Annotated in this window: 21 protein-coding genes; 4 read left to right on the top strand and 17 right to left on the bottom strand. The window is 65.2% G+C overall.

Features of this window, described 5'->3' with window-relative positions; genetic code table 11:
• Positions 1-14: 14 nt before the first annotated feature.
• The 13 genes from B2246_RS23935 to coq7 form a co-directional block, all read right to left on the bottom strand.
• Positions 15-998: a D-alanine--D-alanine ligase gene (locus B2246_RS23935; RefSeq protein ID WP_008650312.1), complete on the bottom strand. Its 984-nt coding sequence runs from the start codon at positions 996-998 to the stop codon at positions 15-17.
• Positions 995-2410: a UDP-N-acetylmuramate--L-alanine ligase gene (gene murC, locus B2246_RS23930; RefSeq protein ID WP_011517619.1), complete on the bottom strand. Its 1416-nt coding sequence runs from the start codon at positions 2408-2410 to the stop codon at positions 995-997. Before murC ends, B2246_RS23935 begins: the two co-directional genes overlap by 4 nt.
• Before the next feature lie 10 nt (positions 2411-2420).
• A complete protein-coding gene (murG, locus tag B2246_RS23925) occupies positions 2421-3491 on the bottom strand; it encodes an undecaprenyldiphospho-muramoylpentapeptide beta-N-acetylglucosaminyltransferase (protein WP_008650309.1) in 1071 nt (356 codons plus the stop codon).
• Positions 3488-4729 (bottom strand): putative lipid II flippase FtsW, encoded by a 1242-nt coding sequence (gene ftsW, locus B2246_RS23920; RefSeq protein ID WP_008650307.1) that lies wholly within the window; start codon positions 4727-4729, stop codon positions 3488-3490. The genes murG and ftsW overlap by 4 nt, the downstream gene beginning before the upstream one ends.
• Positions 4726-6240 (bottom strand): UDP-N-acetylmuramoyl-L-alanine--D-glutamate ligase, encoded by a 1515-nt coding sequence (murD, locus tag B2246_RS23915; protein ID WP_035884316.1) that lies wholly within the window; start codon positions 6238-6240, stop codon positions 4726-4728. The genes ftsW and murD overlap by 4 nt, the downstream gene beginning before the upstream one ends.
• A gap of 50 nt (positions 6241-6290) precedes the next feature.
• The gene (gene mraY, locus B2246_RS23910) at positions 6291-7460 is read right to left on the bottom strand and encodes a phospho-N-acetylmuramoyl-pentapeptide-transferase (RefSeq protein ID WP_008650301.1); all 1170 of its coding nucleotides are present in this window, start codon (positions 7458-7460) and stop codon (positions 6291-6293) included.
• A gap of 15 nt (positions 7461-7475) precedes the next feature.
• Positions 7476-8876 (bottom strand): UDP-N-acetylmuramoyl-tripeptide--D-alanyl-D-alanine ligase, encoded by a 1401-nt coding sequence (locus tag B2246_RS23905; RefSeq protein ID WP_035884318.1) that lies wholly within the window; start codon positions 8874-8876, stop codon positions 7476-7478.
• Positions 8873-10420, bottom strand: a complete 1548-nt coding sequence (locus B2246_RS23900) for a UDP-N-acetylmuramoyl-L-alanyl-D-glutamate--2,6-diaminopimelate ligase (protein WP_035884319.1) — start codon at positions 10418-10420, stop codon at positions 8873-8875. The genes B2246_RS23905 and B2246_RS23900 overlap by 4 nt, the downstream gene beginning before the upstream one ends.
• The gene (locus B2246_RS23895; protein ID WP_008650298.1) at positions 10417-12234 is read right to left on the bottom strand and encodes a peptidoglycan D,D-transpeptidase FtsI family protein; all 1818 of its coding nucleotides are present in this window, start codon (positions 12232-12234) and stop codon (positions 10417-10419) included. The genes B2246_RS23900 and B2246_RS23895 overlap by 4 nt, the downstream gene beginning before the upstream one ends.
• Entirely contained in the window at positions 12231-12548 is a 318-nt protein-coding gene (gene ftsL, locus B2246_RS23890) for a cell division protein FtsL (RefSeq protein ID WP_008650296.1), read from the bottom strand. The genes B2246_RS23895 and ftsL overlap by 4 nt, the downstream gene beginning before the upstream one ends.
• Positions 12545-13522, bottom strand: a complete 978-nt coding sequence (gene rsmH, locus B2246_RS23885; RefSeq protein ID WP_008650294.1) for a 16S rRNA (cytosine(1402)-N(4))-methyltransferase RsmH — start codon at positions 13520-13522, stop codon at positions 12545-12547. Before rsmH ends, ftsL begins: the two co-directional genes overlap by 4 nt.
• Positions 13523-13529: 7 nt before the next feature.
• Positions 13530-13958: a division/cell wall cluster transcriptional repressor MraZ gene (gene mraZ / locus B2246_RS23880; protein WP_008650293.1), complete on the bottom strand. Its 429-nt coding sequence runs from the start codon at positions 13956-13958 to the stop codon at positions 13530-13532.
• A 498-nt stretch (positions 13959-14456) separates the two neighbouring features.
• On the bottom strand, positions 14457-15080 hold the full coding sequence (coq7, locus tag B2246_RS23875; protein ID WP_008650278.1) for a 2-polyprenyl-3-methyl-6-methoxy-1,4-benzoquinone monooxygenase: 624 nt from the start codon (positions 15078-15080) through the stop codon (positions 14457-14459).
• Between the two features lie 350 nt (positions 15081-15430).
• Here coq7 and B2246_RS23870 point away from each other — a divergent pair, with 350 nt between their 5' ends.
• The 4 genes from B2246_RS23870 (at position 15431) to B2246_RS23855 (ending at position 18823) form a co-directional block, all read left to right on the top strand.
• On the top strand, positions 15431-16618 hold the full coding sequence (locus B2246_RS23870) for a porin (RefSeq protein WP_008650276.1): 1188 nt from the start codon (positions 15431-15433) through the stop codon (positions 16616-16618).
• A 171-nt stretch (positions 16619-16789) separates the two neighbouring features.
• Complete coding sequence (locus B2246_RS23865) at positions 16790-17791, top strand: tripartite tricarboxylate transporter substrate binding protein (RefSeq protein WP_017512388.1); 1002 nt, start codon at positions 16790-16792, stop codon at positions 17789-17791.
• 67 nt (positions 17792-17858) lie between these two features.
• Positions 17859-18365 (top strand): MarR family winged helix-turn-helix transcriptional regulator, encoded by a 507-nt coding sequence (locus B2246_RS23860; protein WP_011517628.1) that lies wholly within the window; start codon positions 17859-17861, stop codon positions 18363-18365.
• Positions 18362-18823: a hypothetical protein gene (locus tag B2246_RS23855; protein ID WP_035884320.1), complete on the top strand. Its 462-nt coding sequence runs from the start codon at positions 18362-18364 to the stop codon at positions 18821-18823. The genes B2246_RS23860 and B2246_RS23855 overlap by 4 nt, the downstream gene beginning before the upstream one ends.
• Before the next feature lie 16 nt (positions 18824-18839).
• Here the strand turns inward: B2246_RS23855 and B2246_RS23850 are convergent, their stop codons facing one another.
• The 4 genes from B2246_RS23850 to B2246_RS23835 form a co-directional block, all read right to left on the bottom strand.
• Positions 18840-20522 (bottom strand): long-chain fatty acid--CoA ligase, encoded by a 1683-nt coding sequence (locus tag B2246_RS23850; protein WP_008651112.1) that lies wholly within the window; start codon positions 20520-20522, stop codon positions 18840-18842.
• A gap of 181 nt (positions 20523-20703) precedes the next feature.
• A complete protein-coding gene (locus tag B2246_RS23845) occupies positions 20704-21369 on the bottom strand; it encodes a TetR/AcrR family transcriptional regulator (protein ID WP_200876314.1) in 666 nt (221 codons plus the stop codon).
• A 65-nt stretch (positions 21370-21434) separates the two neighbouring features.
• On the bottom strand, positions 21435-22592 hold the full coding sequence (locus tag B2246_RS23840; RefSeq protein WP_035884322.1) for an aminopeptidase: 1158 nt from the start codon (positions 22590-22592) through the stop codon (positions 21435-21437).
• Complete coding sequence (locus B2246_RS23835; protein ID WP_035884324.1) at positions 22589-24700, bottom strand: molybdopterin-containing oxidoreductase family protein; 2112 nt, start codon at positions 24698-24700, stop codon at positions 22589-22591. The genes B2246_RS23840 and B2246_RS23835 overlap by 4 nt, the downstream gene beginning before the upstream one ends.
• Positions 24701-24996 lie beyond the last annotated feature (296 nt).

Here is a 24996-nt window from a genome sequence, read left to right as displayed (position 1 = left end):
GGTCGGTACTGCGGTTATTCGGGTTTCCAGTGTTCATTCGGATGCAGGTCCAGCGTGGCGGCCGCCAGTACCTGCATGACGAAATCCTCATAGCTGATGCCCTGCGCGCGCGCCGCCATCGGCACGAGCGAATGGCCGGTCATGCCGGGGGACGTATTCATTTCGAGCAGATAAGGCTTGCCGTCACGCGTCAGCATCACGTCCGCGCGGGCCCAGCCGCGACACCCCAGCACCCGGAATGCCTCCACGGCCAGCGCGCGTACTTCGCGCTCCAGCGCGTCGGGCAATGTCGACGGGCACAGGTATTGGGTATCGTCAGTAAAATACTTATTTTGATAGTCGTAGTTCGACTCCGGCGCGACAATCTTGATAACCGGGAGCGCTTCGGCCGTCGGACCCTCGCCCACGATCGGGCAAGTCAGCTCCGCGCCGTCGATGAACGTCTCGGCGATCACGTCGGCATCGAGCCCTGCGGCCTTCTCGAACGCAGCGCGCATCTGGTCCGCGGCGACCACCTTGGTCAGGCCGATCGACGACCCTTCACGGGCCGGCTTGACGATCAGCGGCAGGCCAAGATCGGCAACCACGGCATCGAAATCGGTATTCGCGTAGAGCATCGCGAAGCGCGGCGTGGTCAGGCCATGCGTCATCCACAGGCGCTTGGTAGCCTGCTTGTCCATGGCCAGCGCCGACGCCAGCACGCCGCTGCCGGTATAGGGGATGCCAAGCTGCTCGAGCAGGCCCTGCATCGTGCCGTCTTCGCCGTAGCGGCCGTGCAGCGCGATAAAAACGCGGTCGAAACCTGCCGCAGCCAGTTCGCTGATCGGCTGCAGACCCGGATCGAACGGATGCGCATCGACGCCGCGCGACTTCAGCGCGGCCAGCACGCCGTTCCCGGACAGCAGCGAGATCTCGCGCTCGGCCGACTTGCCGCCCAGCAGCACGCCAACCTTGCCCAGCGACTTCGGATCGATATTGGGATGGGCGACGAAGCTCATTGCTGCCCCCCTTGTTGATGCGATACCAACTGGCCCGGCACCGCGCCGATCGAGCCAGCGCCCATGGTTACGACCACATCGCCGGGCCGTACGGCATTCAGGATGGCCTGGGGCATGTCCTCGATCTGCTCGACAAAAACGGGTTCTACCTTGTTTGCGACGCGCAGCGCGCGCGTCAGCGCGCGGCCATCGGCCGCGACGATCGGCGATTCACCGGCGGCGTACACCTCCGCCAGCAGCAGCGCGTCGACGGTGCCCAGCACCTTGACGAAGTCCTCGAAACAGTCGCGCGTGCGTGTAAAACGATGGGGCTGGAACGCCAGCACCAGGCGGCGGTCCGGGAACGCGCCGCGCGCGGCGGCCAGCGTCGCGGCCATCTCGACCGGGTGGTGGCCGTAGTCGTCGACCAGCGTGAACGTGCCCGAACCGTCGGGCGTCGCCACCTCGCCATAGCGCTGGAAGCGGCGGCCCACGCCGTGAAACTCGCGCAGCGCCTTGACGATCGACGCGTCCGGCACTTCGAGTTCGGTGGCGATCGCGATAGCGGCCAGCGCGTTCTGCACGTTGTGAATCCCCGGCAGGTTCAGCACGATGTCGAGCGGCGGCTCGGCGTGGCCATTGAGCTGGCGCAGCACGGTGAAGTGCATCTGTCCATCGACGGCGCGCGCATTGACGGCGCGAATCTGCGCGTCCTCGGCAAATCCGTAGCGCACCACCGGCTTGGACACGAACGGCAGGATCTCGCGCACGTTCGGGTCATCGACGCACAGCACGGCAATGCCGTAGAACGGCAGGCGCTGGGTGAACTCCACGAACGCCTGCTTGAGCCGGGCAAAATCATGCCCGTAGGTGTCCATGTGGTCGGCGTCGATATTGGTGATGACTTCCATCACCGGAAACAGGTTCAGGAACGACGCGTCGGACTCGTCGGCTTCCGCGACGATGAAATCGCCCGTGCCGAGCCGCGCGTTGGCGCCGGCTGAATTCAGGCGGCCACCGATCACGAACGTCGGATCGAGCCCGCCTTCGGCCAGCACCGATGCCACCAGGCTGGTCGTGGTGGTCTTGCCATGGGTGCCGGCAATGGCCACACCCTGCTTCAGGCGCATCAGCTCGGCCAGCATCACCGCACGCGGCACCACCGGGATACGCCTGGCGCGGGCTGCCAGCACTTCGGGGTTGTCGTTGGTCACCGCGGTGGATACCACCACGGCATTGGCGCCCGTCACGTTCTCCGCGTCGTGGCCATGAGCCACGCGCGCGCCGAGCGAAGCCAGGCGCCGCGTGGCGGCATTGCTGCCCACGTCGGAACCCGAGACCTTGTAGCCCAGATTCAGCAGGACCTCGGCGATGCCGCTCATGCCGGCCCCGCCAATACCTACGAAGTGGATGTTCTTGACAATATGCTTCATTGAATTCGTTTCACGATTTACCCGCCAACTGGCTGCAGATCTCGGCGACGCGCCGGGTTGCCTCCGGTTTGGCCAGGCCGCGCGCAGCGCGCGCCATGTCCTTCAATTGCGTCCGCGACAGGCCGGCGAGCGTCTTCGCCAGACCTTCCGCGGTCAGTTCGTTCTGTTGCACCAGCAACGCAGCGCCCTGCTTCGACAGGAACGTCGCGTTGGTGGTCTGGTGATCGTCCACCGCATGCGGAAACGGCACGAACAGCGCCGCCACACCGGCGGCCGCCACTTCGGAAACCGTCATCGCGCCCGCGCGGCAGATGACCAGATCGGCGTCGGCATAGGCCGCCGCCATGTCGTCGATGAATGGCACGGTATCGCCGGCCACGCCCGCCGCGGCGTAGTTCGCACGCAGCGTATCGATCTGTTTCACGCCGGCCTGATGCTTGACGACCGGGCGCTGCCCCTCGGGCAGCAGCGCGATCGCCTTCGGCACCACGTCGTTGAGTGCGGCCGCGCCAAGGCTGCCACCCACCACGAGCACGTGCAGCGGGCCGGTGCGATGGTCGTAGCGTGACTCCGGCGCCGGAATCTGCGCCAGTTCGGCCCGTACCGGATTGCCGGTCCATTCGCTGTTCGGCAACGTGTCCGGGAACGCGCAGAGCACGCGGTCCGCGACCTTCGCCAATACCTTGTTCGCCAGGCCAGCGATCGAGTTCTGTTCGTGCAGCACCAGTGGGCGCCCAAGCAGCGACGCCATCATCCCTGCCGGGAAGGTGATATAGCCGCCCATGCCGAGCACCACGTCCGGCTTCACCCGACGCAGCGCGCCGATGCTCTGCCAGAACGCGCGCAGCAGGTTCAGCGGAAGCAGGAGCTTGGTCAGCAGGCCCTTGCCACGCAGTCCACCGAACTGGATGTACTCCATCGGGATGTCGTGCTTCGGCACCAGCGTCGCTTCCATGCCCGTACGATTGCCGAGCCAGACCACGCGCCAGCCCTCGTCACGCAACGCACGCGCGACCGCCAGCCCCGGGAACACGTGGCCCCCGGTGCCGCCAGCCATCACGAGCAGCGTGCGTGCGGTCATACCTTCCCTCCGCGCATCAACACCCTGTTCTCGTAGTCAATGCGCAGGACAATCGCCAACGCCACACAGTTCATCAGGATGCCCGAGCCGCCATAGCTGACCAGTGGCAGCGTCAGGCCCTTGGTCGGCAGCAGGCCCAGGTTCACGCCCATGTTGATGAACGTTTGCCAGCCGATCCAGATGCCCATGCCCTTGGCCACCAGACCGGCGAAGGTACGGTCGAGCTGCAGCGCCGTACGGCCGATGTCGAAGCAGCGGCGGACCATCCAGTAGAACAGCACGATCATCACGAGCACGCCGATGAAGCCGAATTCCTCGCCGATCACCGCCAGGATGAAGTCAGTGTGGGCTTCCGGCAGGTAGTGCAATTTCTCGATGCTGCCGCCCAGGCCCACACCAGTCCATTCGCCACGGCCGAAGGCGATCAGCGAGTGCGTGAGCTGATAAGCCTTGCCGAGCGCGTTACTTTCTTCCCACGGATTCAGGTACGCAAAGATCCGCTCGCGACGCCACGGCGATGCCGTAATCAGCAGCGCGAACGCGCCCACGGCCACGCCGACCAGGCCGGCGAACAGCTTGCCGTTGATGCCGCCCAGGAACAAGATGCCCATCGCCACGGCCGCGATCACCAGGAACGCGCCCATATCGGGTTCGAGCAGTAGCAGCATCCCCACCACGACCACGGCCACCCCCATCGGAAGGAAGCCCTTCGAGACGGTCTGCATCCACTCCTGCTTGCGCACCGTGTAGTTGGCCGCGTACAGCACCACGGCCAGCTTCATCAGTTCGGACGGCTGGAAATTCATCAGGCCAAGCGGAATCCAGCGCCGCGCGCCGTTCACGCCCTTGCCGACGAACGGCACCAGCACGATCACCAGCAGGATCAGGGCGACGATGAACAGCTTCGGCGCGTAACGGTCCCAGACCTTCACTGGAATCTGGAACGCCACCAGCGCCGTGGAGAGTCCGATCACCAGGCTGAACGCGTGGCGCACCAGGAAATGGGCCTCGCGGTAGTTGGCGTAGCGCGGCGAGTCCGGCAGCGCGATCGACGCCGAGTAGACCATCACCAGGCCGAACGTCAGCAGTACGATCGCTACCCACAGCAGGGGCTGGTCGTACTCCATCATGCGGGAGCGGGTCGGCTTGACGCCGGACACCGCATCACGCAGGCCACCCCAGGCATTGCCAATGGTGGCGCCGATGAATCCGCTGCGCTTGACCTGCGAGTCGCTCATGGCATGATCCCCCGGGACAAAGCCAGTTCTTCCACCGCGCCGCGGAACACCTGGGCGCGATGCACGTAGTTACGGAACATGTCGAGGCTGGCGCAGGCCGGCGACAGCAGCACCACGTCGCCCGCTTCCGCGAGGCTGGCGGATTTCTCTACCGCTTCCTCCAGCGAGCCGGCGTCGATCAGCGGTTTGCCGGTCGCCTCCAGCGCTTCGCGCAGCGCGCCCGCATCCTTGCCGATCAGCACCACGGCGCGCGCGTATTGCGCCACCGGCGCGACCAGCGGCGAGAAATCCTGGCCCTTGCCCTCACCACCGGCGATCAGCACCACGTGCTTGTCCAGCCCGCTCAGTGCAGCCACGGTGGCGCCGACGTTCGTTCCCTTGCTGTCGTCGAAGTACTCGACTTCATCGATCGTTGCCACCCATTCCACGCGGTGCGGCTCGCCGCGATACTCGCGCAGGCCGTGCAGCAGCGCGTTCAGCGGCAGGTCGATCGCGCGGCACAGCGCCAGCGCGGCCATCGCGTTGGTGGCGTTGTGCATGCCACGGATGTGCAGCGCGTCGGCCGGCATCAGGCGCTTGTGGCGTACCGGCACGACGGCGTCGGCGGCGACATCGTCCTTCTTGCGGCGGCGCGGCTTCTGCTCGGCATCGGCTTCGGTGTCGGGCTCGGCCAGCACGAGCCATGGCATCCCGCCTTCGCGCAGCACGCCGTAGCTGCCCGGCGTCTCGGGCAGGTCGGTGCCGAACGTGACCAGCGTGGTGCCGCGGCGGGCCATGTTCATCGTCAGCGGGTCCTGCCGGTTGAGCACCTGCAGGCAACCCTTCTCGGCCGGGCCGAAGATGCGCGCCTTGGCGGCGGCATACGCTTCCATGCTGCCGTGCCAGTCGAGGTGGTCCTGCGTGACATTGAGCACCGTGGCCGCGTGCGGCGCCAGCGAGAACGTGTATTCGAGCTGGAAGCTGGACAGTTCGAGCACCCAGACATCGGGCAACGTGGCGCTTGCGATGCAGGCCGACAGCTTGTCCAGCGCGGACGGGCTGATATTGCCTGCCACGCCTACGGTCTTGCCTGCGCGCTCGATCAGCCGGCCGGTCAGCGCGGTGGTCGTGGTCTTGCCGTTGGTACCGGTGATGGCCAGCACGCGCGGGGCGTAGCCCGACGTGGCCTCCAGGTAGCCAATCGCCTGGGCGAACAGTTCGATCTCGCCCCAGACAGGAATACTGCGTGCCTGCGCCGCCTCGAGCAGCGCCCGCGTATTGGGTTCGAGCGGGGACAGCCCGGGGCTGATCGCCACCAGACCGATATCGTCGAGCAGGTTCTCGGTGAACTGCCCGCCCACGAACTGGGCCGTGGTCAGTTCCGCCTGCAGGAAGACAAGGTTGGCGGGCGCCTCGCGTGTGTCGGCCACGCGCACGCGGCAGCCATTCAGGCCGCACCAGCGTGCCATGGCCAGCCCCGATTCACCGAGGCCAAGTACCAGCACATGAGGTTTCTGCAACACGCCAAACACTTCGTTTTCCTGCCTTGTAGAGTCCGTAGATTAAAAATTTCAGCCCGGGTTCAGCGCAGCTTCAGCGACGACAACCCGATCAGCACCAGCAGCATCGTGATGATCCAGAAGCGCACCGTCACTTGTGTTTCCTTCCAGCCGCCCAGTTCGAAGTGGTGATGCAGCGGCGCCATGCGGAACAGCCGGCGGCCTTCGCCGTAACGACGCTTCGTGAACTTGAACCACGACACCTGGAGCATCACTGACAGCGTTTCCACCACGAAGATCCCGCCCATCACGAACAGCACGATCTCCTGGCGCACGATCACCGCGACCGTGCCCAGCGCCCCGCCCAGCGCCAGCGCGCCGACGTCACCCATGAACACGCGTGCCGGGTGGGCGTTGAACCAGAGGAACGCCAGACCCGCGCCGGCCATCGCCGAGCAGAAGATCAGCAGTTCGCCCGCGCCGGGAATGTGCGGGAACAGCAGGTACTTGCTGTAGACCGCATTGCCCATCACGTAGGCAAACACGCCAAGGCCGCCGCCCACCAACACCACGGGCATGATCACGAGGCCGTCCAGGCCGTCGGTCAGGTTCACCGCGTTGCTCGAGCCAACGATCACCAGATAGGTCAGCACGATGAAACCGGTCACGCCGAGCGGGTAGCTCACTTCCTTGAAGAAGGGCACGATCAGGTTCATCTTGTACGGCACGTCGGCGAACATGCCGCCCTCGATCCAGCTCAGGAACAGGCTCCAGATGCGCACGTTGCTGGCCTCGGACACCGAGAACGCCAGATACACGGCGGCAACCAGACCGATCAGCGTCTGCCAGAAAAACTTCTCGCGGCTCGACATGCCGCGCGGATCGCGATAGACCACCTTGCGGTAGTCGTCGACCCAGCCAATCGCGCCATAGCCCAGCGTCACGAGCAGCACAACCCAGATGAAGCGGTTGCCCCAGTCACACCAGAGTAATGTCGAGATCGCGATCGAGATCAGCACCAGCACGCCACCCATGGTCGGCGTGCCGGCCTTCACCAGGTGCGTCTGCGGGCCGATCGTGCGTACGGCCTGACCGATCTTCAGTTCGGTCAGGCGGCGAATCACCCACGGCCCGAAACCCAGGCCGATCACCAGCGCGGTGACGTTGGCCATCACCGCGCGGAAAGTCAGATAGTTGACGACCCGCAGGAAGCTGTAGTCGTTCTGCAGCCACTGGGCCAGTGTCAATAACATCGTTGGTCTGTTTCGTTAATGAGCGGAAGGTGATGCGACAAGCGCATCGACCATCCGTTCCATGCGCATGAAGCGCGATCCCTTCACCAGCACGGCCGCTGCATTGGCCACCGTGCCCTCCTTGTCTGCCTCCAGCGCCTGCGCCAGGTCTTCCGCGCGAGCGAAATACCGTGCGCCACCGCCATATGCCTGCACCGCGTGCGGTGCGAGTTCGCCTGTTGCCCAGAGCGCGTCGATGCCGCGCTCGCGCGCGTACGCACCGATCTCGGTGTGGAACATCGGACCCTGGTCCCCTACCTCGCCCATATCGCCCAGCACCAGCAGGCGCGGCGTCGCAAATCCGGCCAGCACGTCGATCGCGGCACGCATCGAATCCGGGTTGGCGTTGTACGTGTCGTCGATAACGACGATGCCCGCTGGCGTGTGCTTCACCTGCAGGCGGCCCTTCACGGCGGTGAAGCCGGCGATGCCGGTCTGGATCGCCGCCACATCGACGCCTGCGGCCAGCGCGCACGCCGTGGCCGCCAGCGCGTTGCGCACGTTGTGCACACCCAGCACCTGCAGGCGCAGCGTGAAGCGCAGGTCTGGCGCGGTCACGTCCAGCACCTGCACGCCATTCTCCAGCGATACCGTGGCCCGTACGTCAGCCGAAGCATCGGTCCCGAACGACAGCACCTTCCGTGTGCCGGCGGCCTGACGCCAGATGGCCGCATAGGCGCCACCGCTTTCGGCATCGACCGGAAACACGGCCACGCCATCGGCGGGCAGCGCGGCGATGGCGCTGGCGTGTTCATGCGCCACGGCCTCCACGCTGACCATGAATTCCTGGTGCTCGCGCTGGGCGTTGGTGACCACCGCCACGGTCGGCTGGGCAATGCCGGCCAGGTAGATCGTCTCACCCGGGTGATTCATGCCCAGTTCGAGCACGGCCAGCTTGTGATGCGCGCGCAGGCGCAGCACGGTCAGTGGCAGGCCGATATCGTTGTTCAGGTTGCCGCCCGTTGCCAGACGATCGCCCTCACCCACGGCCGCGGCAAAGATCGCCGCGATCATTTCCTTGACCGTGGTCTTGCCATTGCTGCCGGTCACGGCCACCGTCGGCGGCGTGAACGTGCGGCGCCAACCCGTGGCCAACTGGCCGAGGCCGGTGCGCGTGTCGGGCACGATCAGCGCCGGCACGTCGACGTCGACCTTGCGGCTCACCATCACCGCGGCGGCGCCGCGCGCGACCACATCGGCCAGAAAATCGTGGGCGTCGAAACGCTCACCCTTGAGCGCGACGAACAGGTCGCCGGGCTCGACGGTACGGCTGTCGGTATGCACGCGCGAAAACGAGCGCGCAGCATCTCCGGAAATACTTGCGCCGGCAATCCAGCCAGCGGCTTGCTGCAGAGTCGTCATCGGTTGGCGGTTCATGCCGACACCCCCCGCGCGCCCAGGGTCAGGCGCACGTGCTCGCGGTCGGAGAACGGGCGCTTGCGCCCCTGGATCTCCTGCGTGGCTTCGTGGCCCTTGCCGGCCACGAGCACCACGTCGGCCGGGGCGGCATGTTTGATGGCGTAGAGAATGGCGGCGGCGCGGTCCTCGATCAGCGCGGCGCGGGCGCGGTCGTTCATGCCGTCGGCGATCGCTTCAAGGATCTCGCGCGGATCTTCGCTGCGCGGGTTGTCACTGGTCAGCACCACTTCATCGGCCAGGCGCTCGGCCACTTCGCCCATCAGCGGGCGCTTGGTGGCGTCGCGATCCCCGCCGCAGCCGAACACGCACCAGAGCTTGCCTTGACGCGCCTGGGCCACGGGCCGCAGCGCGATCAGCGTCTGGACCAGCGCATCGGGCGTATGGGCGTAGTCGACCACGGCCAGCGGGGCATCGTGGCCGCCGAACAATTCCATGCGACCATCGACCGGCGTCAGGCGACGCAGCGCATCGATGGCGGCATCCCAGGTCACGCCCTGCGCCAGCGCGGCGCCGAGCACGGCCAGCAGATTGCTGACGTTGAATGCTCCGATCATCGGCGTGGTCACGTCCGCGGTGCCGAAACTGCCATCGACGTGGAACGCCGTGCCGGCGCCAGTGGCCCGCACGCCAGTCGCGCGCAGCCACTGGCCGCGTGCCGTCGAAGCGCCGGCCTTGCCGTCGATGCCATATTCAATGACTTGCGGGGCTCTCACGGCCACCGCGTTGCTGGCTAGCAGGCGCTGGCCCATGCCATCGTCGCGATTGATCACCGCCGCCTTGAGGCCGTCCCACGCAAACAGGCGCGCCTTGGCTGCCTCGTACTCGGCCATCGTGCCGTGGTAGTCGAGGTGGTCCTGGGTCAGGTTGGTCAGCACGGCAACGGCAAACCCGGTGCCGGCCACGCGGCCCTGCTCCAGCCCATGCGAGGAAACTTCCATCGCCACGGCGCGCGCGCCGGCATCGTGCAGTTCGGCCAGGCTGGCCTGCAACTGCACGGCGTCCGGCGTGGTGAAGCCGGTGAGCTTGAGCGCGTCGGGGAAGCCCGAGCCGAGCGTGCCGATCGTCGCGCATCGCGTGCCTGCAATCTGCAGCAGGCGTGCCAGCCATTGCGCGCACGAGGTCTTGCCGTTGGTGCCCGTGACGCCGGTAACCGTCAGATTGCACGCGGCGATGCCGTACCAGCCAGCCGCGATGGGGCCTGCCAGTTCGTGCAGGTGGGACACTGCCAGGTGGGGCACGCGATCGTCATGGGGCCATGCGAAGTTGTCAGCCTCGTAGACGACGGCCGACGCGCCGGCAGCGATTGCCTTGTCGATATGCGGACGACCATCGGTAGCCAGACGCTCATTGCCCAGCACATAGGCGAAGAACACGTCGCCCGGTTGCAGGCGGCGCGTATCGCCGGTCAACTGCGCGTTTTCCGGGACGTGCGTACGCAGCCAGGCCAGCGCGTTGCTGGCCTGGGCGGAGACTTCAAGCGGAAGCAGCGGCTGGCGCGTCATTGGGTGGCGCTCCATGGTTCGCTCTCAGGCACCTTGTCGGTGACCATCAACTGCCGGATCGGCGAGTCGGGCTGGACATTCAGCGCGCGCAGAGCGCCGCCGGTGATGGCCGAGAAGACCGGGCCGGCGACCGCGCCACCGTAGTGGCTGCCGGAGGTCGGCTCGTCCACGCTGACAGCCACGATCACGCGCGGGTTCGACATCGGCGCCAGGCCGATGAACGAGGCGCGGTACTTGCTGCGGTCGTAGCCGCGGCCCACGTGCTTGTATGCAGTGCCGGTCTTGCCGCCGACGCGGTAGCCCATCACCTGGGCCTCCGGCGCGGTACCGCCGGGCGCGGTCACGGTTTCGAGCATGCCGCGCACCTGGCGGGCAACCTGCGGCGACAGGATGCGCTCGCCGTCTGTCGGGCCGTTGGTCTTGAAGATCGACACGGGAATCAGCTCGCCGTCATGCGCGAAGATCGTATAGGCGTGCGCGATCTGGAACAGCGACACCGAGAGGCCATAGCCATAGGACATCGTCGCCTGCTCGATTGGGCGCCAGCTCTTCCACGGCCGCACGCGACCCGCCACGGCACCCGGGAAGCCGATCTTTGGCGCCTGCCCCAGGCCGACGCTGGTAAACATGTCCCACATTTCCTGCGGCTTCATCATCATCGCGATCTTCGTCGTGCCGATGTTGCTCGACTTCTGGATCACGCCGCCCACCGTGAGCGTGCCGTAGTTGTGGGTATCGGAGATCGTCGCGCCTTCGAAGTTGAACTTGCCGGTCGTCACGATGGTCGTCGACGGCGTCACGCGTCCAAGCTGCAGCGCCAGCCCGATCGAGATCGGCTTCATCATCGAGCCGGGCTCGAAGGTATCGGTCAGCACACGGTTGCGAAGCTGCTCGCCCGACAGGCGGCTGCGGTCGTTCGGGTTGTAGGTCGGCCAGTTGGCCAGCGCCAGCACCTCGCCGGTCTGCGCATCGAGCACCACGGCGCTGGCGGCCTTAGCCTTGCTACGCTCGACCACGGCCTTGACCTCGTTGTAGGCCAGGTACTGGATCTTGGCGTCGATCGACAGCTGCATGTCCTCGCCGTCGCGCGGGGTCTTCAGGATGCCAACGTCCTCCACCACGCGGCCCAGGCGATCCTTGATCACCTGACGCGCGCCGGCACGGCCTGCCAGCACGCTTTCACGCGCCAGTTCCACGCCTTCCTGCCCCTTGTCCTCGACGTTGGTGAAGCCGACGATATGCGCCATCGCCTCGCCTTCGGGATAGAAGCGCTTGTATTCGCGAGTCTGGTGAACGCCATCGATCTTGAGCGCGGCGATCTTGTCGGCCGCATCGGGCAGCACCTGGCGCTTCAGGTAGACGAAGCTCTTGTCCTCGTTGAACTTGGCGCGCAGTTCCTTCTCGGACATGTCCAGCAGCTTGGCCAATTGGCGCATGCGCTGCGGATCGAGATCGTTCGGCACATCCTCAGGCACGGCCCAGATCGCCTTGACCGGCAGGCTGGTGGCCAGCACCAGGCCGTTGCGATCCAGGATCTTGCCGCGCGTGGCGGGCAGCTCCAGCGTGCGCTGGAAGCGCTTCTTGCCCTCCATCTCGTAGAACTGGTTGCCCGGGCCCTGAATCCACATCGCGCGCGCGGCCAGCGCCAGGAACGCGGCGAACATCAGGAACACCACGAACTTCGAGCGCCACATCGGCAGGCGCAGACCCAGCACCGGGCTGGCGGAGAACTGGCCGGTGCGCGGACGGGCTGCCTCGCCGCGCGACTTGTTGCCGGCGCGGGCGCGGTTCATGGTTGGCCGGGCCATGCTCATTTGGCTGCCCCCTCTGCGGGTTGTTCGGCATCCGGCGGCGTCGATGGCAGCACCACGCCCTGCAGATACTGGGTACGACCGGCCACCGCCGGCGACATCTTGAGCTGCGTGCGCGCGGCCTCGGCAATGCGCGCGCTCTTGCTGAGCGAGCTTTGCTGGTACTGCAGGCGCGACCAGTCGATATCGAGCTGCTTCTCCTCCGACTGCGCGCGTTCGAGTGCCACGAACAGCGTGCGTGCCTGATGCTGCGCGCTGACCAGCGACAGCGCGCAGAACAACAGGGCGGCAAGGAGGAAGAAGGTCAGGCGGTTCATGCCGACTGCTCTCCGAGTTTTTCGGCCACGCGCATCACCGCGGAACGGGCGCGCGGGTTGCCGGCCACCTCTTCGGCGCCCGGCTTGAATCGGCCCAGCAGTTTCATCGTCGGCTGCGGCAGGTCGGCCGCGCGCAACGGTGCGCGGCGCAGGGCCGGATCGGCATCCCGCTCGGGACGGGCGTGCGCCTGCATGAACCGTTTGACGATACGGTCCTCGAGCGAGTGAAAGCTGATCACCACGAGGCGGCCCCCGACCTGAAGCAGTTCGTACGCCGCCTTCAGGCCTCTTTCGAGGTCCTCAAGCTCTTGATTGATGTAAATCCGTAAAGCTTGAAAGGTGCGGGTCGCAGGGTCCTGGCCCTTCTCGCGTGTTTTGACGGCTTTCGCCACGAGCGCGGCAAGGTCTGAAGTAGTGGCGAGTGCTCCGCCATCGCCGGATTCGCGCCGGCGAGCAACAATCGCCTTTGCAATCTGTAGAGCAAACCGTTCTTCCCCATAGTCTCGTATCACCCTGGCAATGTCATGCTCGTCCGCTTGTGCAAGCCACTCGGCGGCGGTAATGCCGCGCGTGGTGTCCATGCGCATGTCCAGCGGGCCCTCGAAACGAAAGGAAAACCCCCTCGCTGCCTCGTCGATCTGGGGCGAGCTGATTCCCAGGTCGAGCAGCACGCCAGCTACCGGGCCACGGCCGGCCAGCCGATCGCCCATTTCCGCAAAGCTCGCGTGCTCAATGGAGAAGCGGGCATCCTTGATGGTGCCCGCTTCTGCGATTGCTGCCGGATCCTTGTCGAAGGCGACCAGGGTGCCGGCCGGCCCCAGCCGGGCCAGTACTGCCCGGCTGTGCCCCCCTCTGCCGAAGGTGCCGTCCACATAGGCGCCGTCGGGCCGCCAGACGAGCGCATCGACGGCCTCGTCCAGCAACACGGTGCGATGGCGCAGGGTGGTGGTCCCCGGCGATTCGGTAGGGCTCATGACCTCTTCAGAAGGAGAAATTCTTCAATGCTTCCGGCATGCCTTGCGCCATCGCTGCCTGTTCCTTGGCGGCGTAGGTCGCGGCATCCCAAACTTCGAAGTGGCTGCCCATGCCGAGCAGCATCACTTCCTTGTCGAGCATGGCGGCACTGCGCAATTCCGGTGCTATCAGCACGCGGCCTGCGCCGTCCATATCCACGTCGGCGGCGTTACCGAGGAAAATCCGCTTCCACCAATGGGCATCCATCGGCAGCGCCGCTATACGGCCTCGGAAAACCTCCCACTCAGGGCGGGGAAAGAGCAACAGGCATCCATCCGGGTGCTTGGTCAGCGTAACCCGGCCCTCGGCCTGTGTTTGCAGCGCTTCGCGGTGCCTGGCCGGAATGGACATCCGACCCTTGGCATCAAGCGAAAGCGCCGATGCTCCCTGAAACAAGCTCGCCCCCCTGGTAGCCGTCGGCCTCAGAGCCGTCCGGCAGGTCGATTCATCCCTTCCGCTACCAGTTCGGTCTGAGATAAATCATCGCAGAGCCAACCCGGTTTTTCACACAAAAATACACTTCCTCACACTATTTCCCACTTTAGAGGAAGCGTTTTGGCGGGTCAAGGCTCGCTATGGGGCAAGAAACAAGCTTTTTTTAATCAGAACAAAGACTTAGCGCGTCAACCTCACGCACCGCAAAGGTGATTCCTTAATGAAATGAAGAACTTGGGGAGGAAAGCAGAGAAACCACCTGAGAACTACCGGAGGGAATACTGCCGACAGCGTGAAACGCCATCGGTTTCACGCCGTCGGGAAGGATACAACGTTTTGCTGTCAGCCCCTGTCAGGCAAGGGCTCAGGGGACTTTTCCACAACCACCACAGGCAGGTCCGCGACCCATCGCGAATTGGATCGCGACGAAGCGCTTCGAGACGCGCCGATCCTTATCGATCAGATGCGGTAGGCGGTGGTGGTCATGACGCGCGATGCGACTTGCATCAATGCGCGAACTGGTCCCGGCAGTGGGATACCCCCTGCGTTCCTCGCGGCATCGCCGTGGCGGACCTCGTCGTCGCGCATTTGTTCGAGGATTGCGCGCGAGCGGCTGTCCGTGGTGGGCAGGCGGTCGAGGTGGCTGGTCAGATGATGCTCGACCTGACGCTCAGTCTCGGCCACGAAGCCAAGGCTGACCTTGTCGCCGGCGCGTCCCGCCAGAACGCCGATCGCGAACGCGCCGGCATACCAGACGGGATTCAGCAGGCTCGGACGCGAGCCCAGTTCACGCAGGCGGTCCGCGCACCAGGCCAGATGATCCTCTTCCTCTTTGGCGGCAGCATCCATCTGCGCGCGCACGGCCGGCGTTCGCGCGGTCAGCTTCTGCGCCTGGTAGAGGGCCTGGGCGCAAACCTCTCCAACATGATTGATGCGCATGAGGCCGGATACGTGGCGACGCTCCTCGGGGTTCATCTGCTCCGTTTCCGGAGCCAGCCTGTCTGCAGGGTTGGCGCGCTCCGCGCGGGTCGCACCGGCAATCGCGCGCAACGCGACATCGAATTCTCGGATCAACGTATCCATGTCTGTCTAGGGATGGTCTGCGCGCATATCGAACCTTCGCCCCACTGAAGAGGTAGGTCGCACCAAACGCGCCTTCGGGAATTCCCCCATTGTACCCGCGCGACCCGCGCGAGGCCCGCAACATCGCCCGCAACGCCGCGTCTGTGCTGGCATCTGTCGCTTACAGGTACTTAAAAACCCTGAGTTGTGAAAACCAGACAAGACGTTTACCACAGGGTCAAAAGAAGTGCTCTTTTGTTAGAGTGGTCGGCAGCTTCCAAGGAAGTCAAGTGCGGAAGGGTGTAGAGGGCTGACTTATGGAGGTCCCTTCCGGGCTTTATCTAATAATTCTTAAGTGGAGATCACCCAGCATGAAAAAGTCGCTTCTCGCGCTTGCCGCGATGAGCGCGTTTGCCACTGCGGCAAATGCGCAATCGAGCGTGACCCTTTATGGTGTCGTGGACTTGCCGATCGAATACACGAACCACCTGGCACCGGGCCTGGGCGCCCCTAACGCCAGCGGCGTTCCTCAAGCGGCGCCGGGCGGCGGCAGCCGTGTTGGTCTGTCTGGCGGCGGCGGCCTGTCCGGCTCGCGTTGGGGCCTGCGTGGCACCGAAGATCTGGGCGGCGGCCTGAAGGCACTGTTCGTGCTGGAAAGCGGCTTTGGCCTTGACGATGGCAAGTCGCAGCAAGGCGGCCGCCTCTTCGGTCGTCAGGCATTCGTGGGTCTGCAAAGCGATACGCTGGGTCGCGTGACCTTCGGTCGCCAGTACACCACGATGTTCGACATGTTCGCGAACTTCTCGCCGACCGGCTACGCGACGCTGTATGAACCGGTGGTGGCCCAACTGGGTACGAACTTCCGCTCGGACAACACGGCCAAGTACACCGCCGTGATCGGCCCAGTCACCGCCGAGGCGCACTGGAGCTTCGGCACGGGCGTCGGCGCGATCGGCACGACCCCGCTGGCCGGCGGCGGTGCTGGCGAAGTGCCGGGCAACTTCAACAACAACGCAGGCGGTGGCGCTGGCGTGCTGTACATGAGCGGCCCCCTTGGCCTGACGGTTGCCTATGACGAATGGCGTCCGGCGGTCAACATTGGCTCGCCTGGCCGGTCGCGCAAGATCGGCGCAGCCGGTAGCTACACGTATGGCCCGGCCAAGCTGATGGCTGGTTACCGCTATGGCCGTACCACGGACAGCAGCGGCAACGAACTGATCCGCGACAACTACTACTGGATCGGCTTGAACTATCAGGTCAGCGCTCCGCTGGGTCTGACGCTGGCCTACTTCTACGACGACGTCACGCAGCTGCGCGCCCCTGCCGGGGTTGGCCAGGCCGCCCTGCCGTCGAACAATCCCGCCAACCCGTGGCAGATCAGCTTCGTGGCCGACTACAACTTCTCGAAGCGCACCGACGTCTACCTGACGATGGCCTACGCGAAGAACTCGGGCCTGAACTTCGACACGTCGGCGGTCAGCTTCGCCAACGGCTACTACCTGCAGCAAGGCGCCAACAGCCAGGTCGGCGTGGCCCTGGGTATTCGCCACAAGTTCTGATCGAACCGATTCATCGTTCCTTTCAAGGCGCCCACGGGCGCCTTTTTTTTTGCCAGATGCGAGACACGCATAAGGGCTTCACCCCATCCGCCAGGTGGCGGGCACCAGACTAGAATGGCTCCGAGACCGGGACAACCGGCCATTAGCCGGCCCTTATACGGAGACCTCGCCATGTCACACCCACGCCGGCGCACTGTCGCGCTGCTGCTTTCGATTGCCCTGAGCCCGCTGGCGGCCGCTTCGGCCCATGCAGCCGACGCCTATCCCACCAAGCCGATCCGTCTGGTCGTGCCATTCCCGGCCGGCGGCACCACTGACATCCTGGCGCGCGCAGTCTCTGCTGAATTGTCGAAGCTGCCCGGCTGGAACGTGGTGGTCGACAACAAACCCGGCGCCGGCGGCAATATCGGCTCGGACATCGTCGCTAAGTCGGCGCCGGACGGCTACACGCTGCTGATGGGCACCGTAGGGACGCACGGCATCAACCAGTCGCTGTACGGCAAGCTGCCGTACGACCCGATCAAGGACTTCGCGCCGATCACCGAGGTGGCGTCGGTACCCAATGTGCTGGAGGTGAACCCCGCCTTCGCGCAACAGAACAAGATCAATACCGTCAACGATCTCATTGCCTACGCACGGGCTAATCCTGGCAAGCTGAACATGGCATCGAGCGGCAACGGCACGTCGATCCACCTGGCCGGCGAGCTGTTCAAGACCCAGACCAAGACCTACATGGTCCACTTCCCGTACCGCGGCAGCGGCCCCGCGCTGACCGACATGACGGGCGGCACGATGCAGGTGATGTTCGACAACCTGCCTTCCTCCATGGCGCTGATCAAGGCCGGCAAGCTCAAGGCGCTGGCCGTGACCAGCGCCAAGCCGTCGCCGGCGCTGCCCGGCGTGCCCACCGTGGCGGCCGCGGCGAACCTGCCGAGCTATGAGGCCAGTTCGTGGTTCGGGCTGCTGGCACCGGCTGGCACGTCGCCGGAGATCATCCATCGCATCCAGCAGGAAGTCGCCAAGAGCCTGAGCACCCCTGCCGTGCGCGACCGAATGATGGCCCAGGGCGCCGATCCGGTCGGCAACACACCCGACCAGTTCGCCGCTCTCATCCGCGCCGAGCACATCAAATGGGCCAAGGTGGTCAAGGATTCCGGCGCAAAGGTCGACTGACGACAACCGATCGTGGCCGGGCAAGGCATATACTTGAAATATCAAGTTTTCGCCTGCCCTAACCACGATGCCCAATCCTTCCTCCGCCAGCAATACCGACGAGCCGGCGCCGGTCGATCTGGAGACCAGCGCTGGCGACTCGGAGCATGAGGCGCTGCGCCTCTGGCTGCGCCTGCTGACCTGCACGAACCTGATCGAGGGCGACATCCGTTCGCGGCTACGTCAGGATTTCGCGGTCACCTTGCCCCGCTTCGATCTGATGTCGCAGCTCGATCGGCATCCTGAGGGCCTCAAGATGGGCGAGTTGTCTCGCCGCATGATGGTGACCGGTGGCAATGTCACCGGCATCACCGACCAGTTGCAGCAGGAAGGCCTGGTCACGCGCGAGGCGCTGCCCACCGATCGCCGCGCCTATCTGATCCGCCTGACGCCTGCCGGCCGGGCAGCGTTCTCCAGCATGGCGCGCGCGCACGAGGGGTGGATCGAGCAATTGTTCTCCGGCCTGGCCGAAACCGATCGCCGCGCGCTGTTCCGGCTGCTCGGCCGCCTCAAGACCAGCCTGCCCACGTCATGACCCAGTTACTGTCTCGTCCGCTGCAACTCATCGGCATCTTGTCCACCGCGTGCGTCGTGGCGGCATGTGCCTCCTCGACGCCTTCGGGCCCGCAGATCACCCCGGTGAACGCGACAGTCAAGCTCGGACGCGTCACCGAAAAGACGTTCCTGACGCGGATCGACGTCGCGAATCCGAACGACAGCGGCTACGGTGTCGGTGTGGGAGCCGCCGGTGTTGGCGGCGGTAGTGGCGGTGGCGGCGTTGGTGTGGGATTCTCGATGGATCTGACCCGCCTGTTCAACCGGCAGCCGCCTCAGCAGATGGATCTCTACCAGTACAAGGTACGGGCGGCCGATGGCACCATGGCGCAGGTGAATGCGCCGGCGGCGCCGGGACTGGAGCCCGGCGCGTGTGTGCGGCTGATCTATCCGGACGGATCGACACAACCGCAGATGGCGCCGTCAAACGAGTGTTGAGGCGCCAGATCCTGCGTCAGGCTGCCTTGCGGCTATCGCGCAGTTCGCGGCGCAGGATCTTGCCGACATTGGTCTTCGGCAGTTCGGTACGGAACTCGACGTACTTGGGGCGCTTGTAGCCGGTCAGGCGTTCCTTGCAGAACGCAATCACGTCGGCCTCGGACAACGCCGGGTCCTTCTTGACCACGAACAGCTTCACCACCTCGCCCGAGTGCTGGTCCGGCACGCCCACGGCGGCGACTTCCAGCACGCCCGGGCATTCCGCCACCACGCCTTCCACTTCGTTCGGATACACATTGAAGCCCGACACCAGGATCATGTCCTTCTTGCGATCGACGATCTTGGTATAGCCGCGCTCGTCCATCACGCCGATGTCGCCCGTCTTGAAGAAGCCGTCGGCGGTCATGACCTTGGCGGTCTCGTCGGGGCGATTCCAGTAGCCGGCCATCACCTGCGGCCCGCGCAGGCAGATTTCGCCCGGCTGGCCGAGCGGCAGTTCGTTGCCGTCGTCGTCGCGGATCGACACGTCGGTCGACGGCAGCGGCAGACCAATCGTGCCGGAGAACGCATCGGTATCGGTCGGATTGCAGGTGGCCGACGGCGAGGTTTCGGACAGGCCGTAGCCTTCGATGATCGGGCAGCCCGTCTTCGCCAGCCAGTTCTTGGCCACGGCTTCCTGCACGGCCATGCCGCCGCCATTGGCCACGCGCAGGCCCGAGAAATCGATCTTGGCGAAGTCCGGATGATTCAGCAGCGCGTTGTAGAGCGTGTTCACGGCCGGGAACATGTGGAACTTGTACTTCTGCAGTTCCTTGATGAAGCCCGGGATATCGCGCGGATTCGGGATCAGGATGCTCAGGCCACCGCTGCGCATCCCCAGCAGGCAGCAGACGGTCAGCGCGAAGATGTGGTACAGCGGCAGCGCGGTGATGGTGACCACCTGGTCGATAGGCGCGCCCTTGGCCAGCGCCGGCTGCATCCACGCTTCGGACTGCAGCACGTTGGCCACGATGTTCCGATGCAGCAACGTGGCCCCCTTCGACACGCCGGTGGTCCCGCCCGTGTACTGCAGGAACGCCACGTCATCGGGACCGGTATTGACCGGCTTCAGCGTCATCTTGCGGCCTTCGGCCAGCACGTCCTTGAAGCGCACGCAGTGGGGCAGCTCCCAGGCCGGCACCATCTTCTTGACGTTACGGACCACGAAATTGACGATCGCGCCCTTCACCGTACCAAGCAGGTCGCCCATGCTGGCCACCACGACGTGTTTGACCGGCGTGGCCGACAGCACGGCCTGCAGCGTCGACGCGAAGTTCTCGAGGATGACGATCGCCTCGGCGCCGCTGTCCTTGAGCTGGTGCTCGAGTTCACGCGGCGTGTAGAGCGGATTGACGTTGACCACCACGTAGCCGGCCCGCAGCACGGCCGCCAGCACCACCGGATACTGCAGCACGTTCGGCATCATGATCGCAACGCGCGCGCCGGGGCGCAGGCCCCGCGACTGCAGCCACGCGGCGAAGGCGTGAGAAAGCTGATCGAGTTCGCCGTAGGTCATCGCATGGTCCATGCAGATGAATGCCCGGCGATCGGCATAGGTACGGAACGATTCCTCGAGCAACTGGGCCAGTGAACGGAACTGGCTGGCGTCAATCTCTGCTGGCACGCCTGCCGGATAGTTTTTCAGCCACAGCTTTTCCATACCGTCTCCTGAATTTCTGAATGGTCGTTCGATTTTTTCGCAATGCTAAACGCGCGATGCTATCGAGACAACACGTTAGACGAAGTCCTCCACGAATACGACCGTGAAATCATGGATTATGCGTCACCCAATAAGATGACCAAGGGAATACCCTGACGGCCTCAACCGGCTTTGACTGCGGTCAATTCGGCAGGACCAGTTTCATCATGTTCCTGGCCAACTCCTGCGCCAGCGTCTCTGGGTCCATGCGTCCCGGCTCGTGCCAGGTGTACATGAATCCAATCACGCCGCCCATGGAATGCGCGGTCACGCGCGCATCGCCAAACTCGAACACGCCTGCCTCGCGTCCTTCTTCCAGAAGCGCGTACAGGTCGCGATAGAAATCGCGCGCCATGGTGTTGAGCCAGTCCACCGTGTCCGGCCTCAGGTACTGGTTGTCGCGGAAGCTCAGGGCGGCGGCCACATGGCAGCGGACACAGCGTCGCGCCATTTCCAGCAAGCAGGCGCTCAGCCGTTCACGAACCGGCAGTGCCGGGTCGGCGGTCTCGCGGATCACCGTCAGACAGGTCTGTGCCGACTCGCGGCACAGGATGTCGAAGATCTCGTATTTGTCAGCGAAGTAGTAATAGACGGCGGGCTTGGTCACGCCGAGCGCCCGGCACAGATCGTTCATCGTCATGCCTGGGTAGCCCTTCGTGTAGAAGAGCTGGCCCGCCGCGTCGAGAATCTGGCGACGACGCGCTTCCTGACGTTCGGCGACGTGCGCACGCGCAGGGCCGCTTTCTGCCAGCGTGGTGGCTTCGGTGGCACGAGGCGTATGGCCGGTTCTTTTGAGGGCGCGAGGCATGTCGGCCATTCTCGCACGGCCCGCGCGCACCACCATTGGGAAACTCCCGCGATTGACCTCTGCGGCTACTGCCCCTGGCTGGTAGCGGATGTCTGACTGCCGGCGTCCGTCGCACGCAAGGCGGTCAGCGGCTTCACCTCGGTGGCGGGCGGCGCCAGCTTGCGCAAAGCCGCGTCGCGCTCTGCCGGTGGGAGATCGCCGATCTTGCGCGCGGCTGCGTAGAAGCGCTCCCAGTCACCATCACATTGCGCCAGTAACGCGGCAAAAGCCGGCACCCATTGCTGATACGTGGCGACAGCGGCGAGATGGGCGTTGGTCAGTGGCTGCTCGAACCATCGGTCATAGCCACTGTAGCCGCCCCACTCGTCCTTCTTGAGGTTCGCGTACGTCTGGCGCAGTTCGTCGAAGATGCGCGCCTTGCCTTGCCGCTTGGCGCCATCGTCGAGCGGCGAATGGTAAAGCTCGACCAGTTGTTCGCGCGCGCCCAGCAGCATGGTGCGGAACTGGCGCCGCCGCTTGTCGTAGATCTGATAGCTGGCGCGCACCTCGGGCGATCCTTCCTGCGCGAGCCAGCGTTCGACGCCGGCCGTCTCCACCGCCGTGGCAAACGATTCGTTGAACGCCGTGTCGTTGCGCACGTAGACCACCTGATGCGCCAACTCGTGGAAGATCAGCCGCGCCAGTTCGCCTTCGGGCAGGTAGACGAAGGTGTTGAGCAGCGGGTCGTCGAAGTAGCCAAGCGTGGAATACGCGGGGATGCCGGCCACATAGGCCTCCAGCCCGTCACGGCGCAGCCCCAGTGCGTAGTGGTCGGCAGCTTTCTGGTCGTAATAGCCCCGATAGGTGATGCAACCGACGATTGGAAAGCACCACTTGCGCAGATCCATCGACAGCTCGGGCGTGGCAAACACGCTCCACACTACATAGGGACGATGCAGGTTGGCGTAGCGGCGATAGCTGCCGTTGTCAGGCAGCTTCAACTCGCGCGAGGCGTAGTCGCGGATCTCGCGGGCCAGCGTCAGACGCTGAGCCAGGCGCGCATCGTGGGCGTCATTGGCCGTGGCAATGGCATCGTCGATCGGTTGTGCCTGCGCCATCACGCCGAGATGGCCGCCGATCGACTGATAGTAGTAGCCGAGTGTGTCGCAACCGGCCACCAGCAACGCCGCGCCGAGCACCGCCAGGGCACTCGCCAGGCGCCGGCGGGCCGGCCAGCGGATCATGATGCCAGCGCCTCGGCGGGCACCGGCACCGGCTCCACTTCGACCAGGCAATCGTAGAACACCGGCGCGCGCCCCAGGTCCGTCAATCGCTGGCTGGTCAGTTCGTTGGCGTTCTTGCCATCCGGCGCGAGCTTCTTCCACCAGATCGACAGGCCGACGACCAGCCCCTGCCGGGCGCGGTCGGTCACGCGGGCACGCGCCTGCATGCTGCCGCGATCGTTGAAGGCGCGGACCTGCGCACCATTGGCAATGCCACGCGCCGCGGCGTCGAGCGGATGGATGTCGAGATGCGGCTCGCCTTCGGTGGCGCGCAGGCTGTCGACATTGACGAATGTGCTGTTGAGGAAGTTGCGTGCCGGCGGCGAGATCATCGCCAGCGGGTAACGCGCGAACAGTTCGGGGGCCGAGGAAGGCGCTTCGTACGGCGGCACGTAGGCGGGAACGGGATCAAGCCCCTCTCGCGCCATTGTCTCCGAATAGAACTCGCACTTGCCCGATGCCGACGGGAAGCCGCCCTCGGCGAACGGCGCCTTGGCGATATTCAGTTTCTGCCAGCCCCGGGCCTTGAGGGAATCCCAGCTAATACCCGCCGCGCGCTTGTCGTCACGCAGGACGGCCTGCGATGCGATCGCCTCGTCGCTGTCGGCAAAGCAGGACTCCGTGAATCCCATGCGCGCGGCCAGCCGGCGGAAGATCTCGGTGTTCGGCAGCGCCTGCCCGAGCGGCTCCACCGCCTGGTTGTTCGCCAGGAAGTAAGTGTGGCCGTAGGCCTTGTGCACATCAACGTGCTCGAGCTGCGTCGTGGCCGGCAGCACGATATCGGCGTAATCGGCCGTATCGGTCCGGAAGTGCTCCAGTACTACCGTGAACAGGTCGTCGCGTCCAAACCCGGCTGCCACCCTCCCCGATTCCGGCGCCACTGCCACGGGGTTGCTGTTGTAGACCACCACGGCTTCGATCTTCGGGCCGTTGCCGGTGGTGCCGTCGTCCAGCAGCGCGTCGCCGATCGTGCTCATGTTGATCGTGCGCGGCAGGTTCGGCCAGCCAGGCAGCAGGTCGGGCCGTTGCAGCGCCGCGTTGTCGACCGGGAAGAAGCCCGACGTCGACAACAGCAGGCCGCCTGCGGCCTCGCGCCATGCACCGACCAGCGAAGGCAGGCACGCCACGGCACGCACTGCCTGGCCGCCACCGTGCACGCGCTGCATCCCGTAATTCAGGCGGATCGCCACCGGTTGGCGCTCGCGCACGGCGAGTTTGCCGTACAGCCCGGCGAGCCACTCGATGTCATCGACCGGAATCCCGCAGATCCGCGCCGCCGTTTCCGGCGAGAACTGCATCGCCCGTTCGCGCAGCGCATCGAAGCCAACGGTATGGCGGGCGACGTAGTCGTGGTCGATCAGGTCGTCGCGAATCAGCACGTGCATCATCGCCAGCGCCAGCGCGGCGTCGGTGCCCGGCATCGGCGCGATATGACGATGGCATTTCTCCGCCGTCAGCGAGCGGTACGGGTCGATCGCCACCAGCGTCGCGCCACGGCGCTTGGCTTCCTGGGCGCGCGTCCAGAAATGCAGGTTCGACGTAATCGGATTGCTGCCCCAGATAATGATCAGCTTCGCGTCGACCACCTGCTCCATGTCCATGCCGACGCTAGCGCCGTAGGTATGGCGCAGGGCCGTGGCGCCCGCACTGGCGCAGATCGTGCGATCGAGCAGCGAGGCGCCGAGCTTGTGGAAGAAGCGCGCTGCCATGCTCTCGCCCTGTACCAGGCCCATCGTGCCGGCGTAGCTGTAGGGAACGATCGCCTCAGGATTCCGGGCGGCGATCGATGACAGCCGCCCGGCAATTTCGTCGAGCGCCTCGTCCCACGAAATTGGCTCGAACCTGCCCTCGCCCTTCTTGCCCACGCGCCGCAGCGGGGTCAACAGCCGGTCCGGGTGATAGGTGCGTTCGGTATAGCGCGAAACCTTGGTGCAGAGCACACCCTGGGTGCCCGGATGCTCGGGGTCTCCGGCGACCTTGATCGCCCGGCCGTCTTCGACGGTGACGAGCAGTGCACAGGTATCGGGGCAATCGTGGGGGCAGGCGGCGCGGACGATGCGGGTGGCCATGGCGGTATCGGCAGGCAGATAACTTCAGTGGGGCGCCCGGTGTGGGCAATGAAGTACGGCGAACGGGCCAGCGTCAGGGCGAATCGAACTTCGCCTCTTCCATGTTCCGCCATGTGACTGTGGCGCAACGGCCTCGCCAGAACATTCCCAACCGGGAGAAATTGTTTGGCTCCGATTGTATTCGATTATGATGTGCCGGCGCGTTCCGCCCCCTGGGTCGGAAAGAACCCGCAGCGACGTCAGATCGCGAGGGGACGCGGATCCGAGAAGCAACACAGCAGTAACAAGAATGGTTG

Origin of the sequence: Cupriavidus sp. UBA2010 (assembly GCF_002335265.1) — a bacterium.
Taxonomy (GTDB): domain Bacteria; phylum Pseudomonadota; class Gammaproteobacteria; order Burkholderiales; family Burkholderiaceae; genus Cupriavidus; species Cupriavidus metallidurans.
The sequence above is the reverse complement of the archived record's forward strand: the minus strand, read 5'-3'. Positions and strand labels throughout refer to the sequence as shown.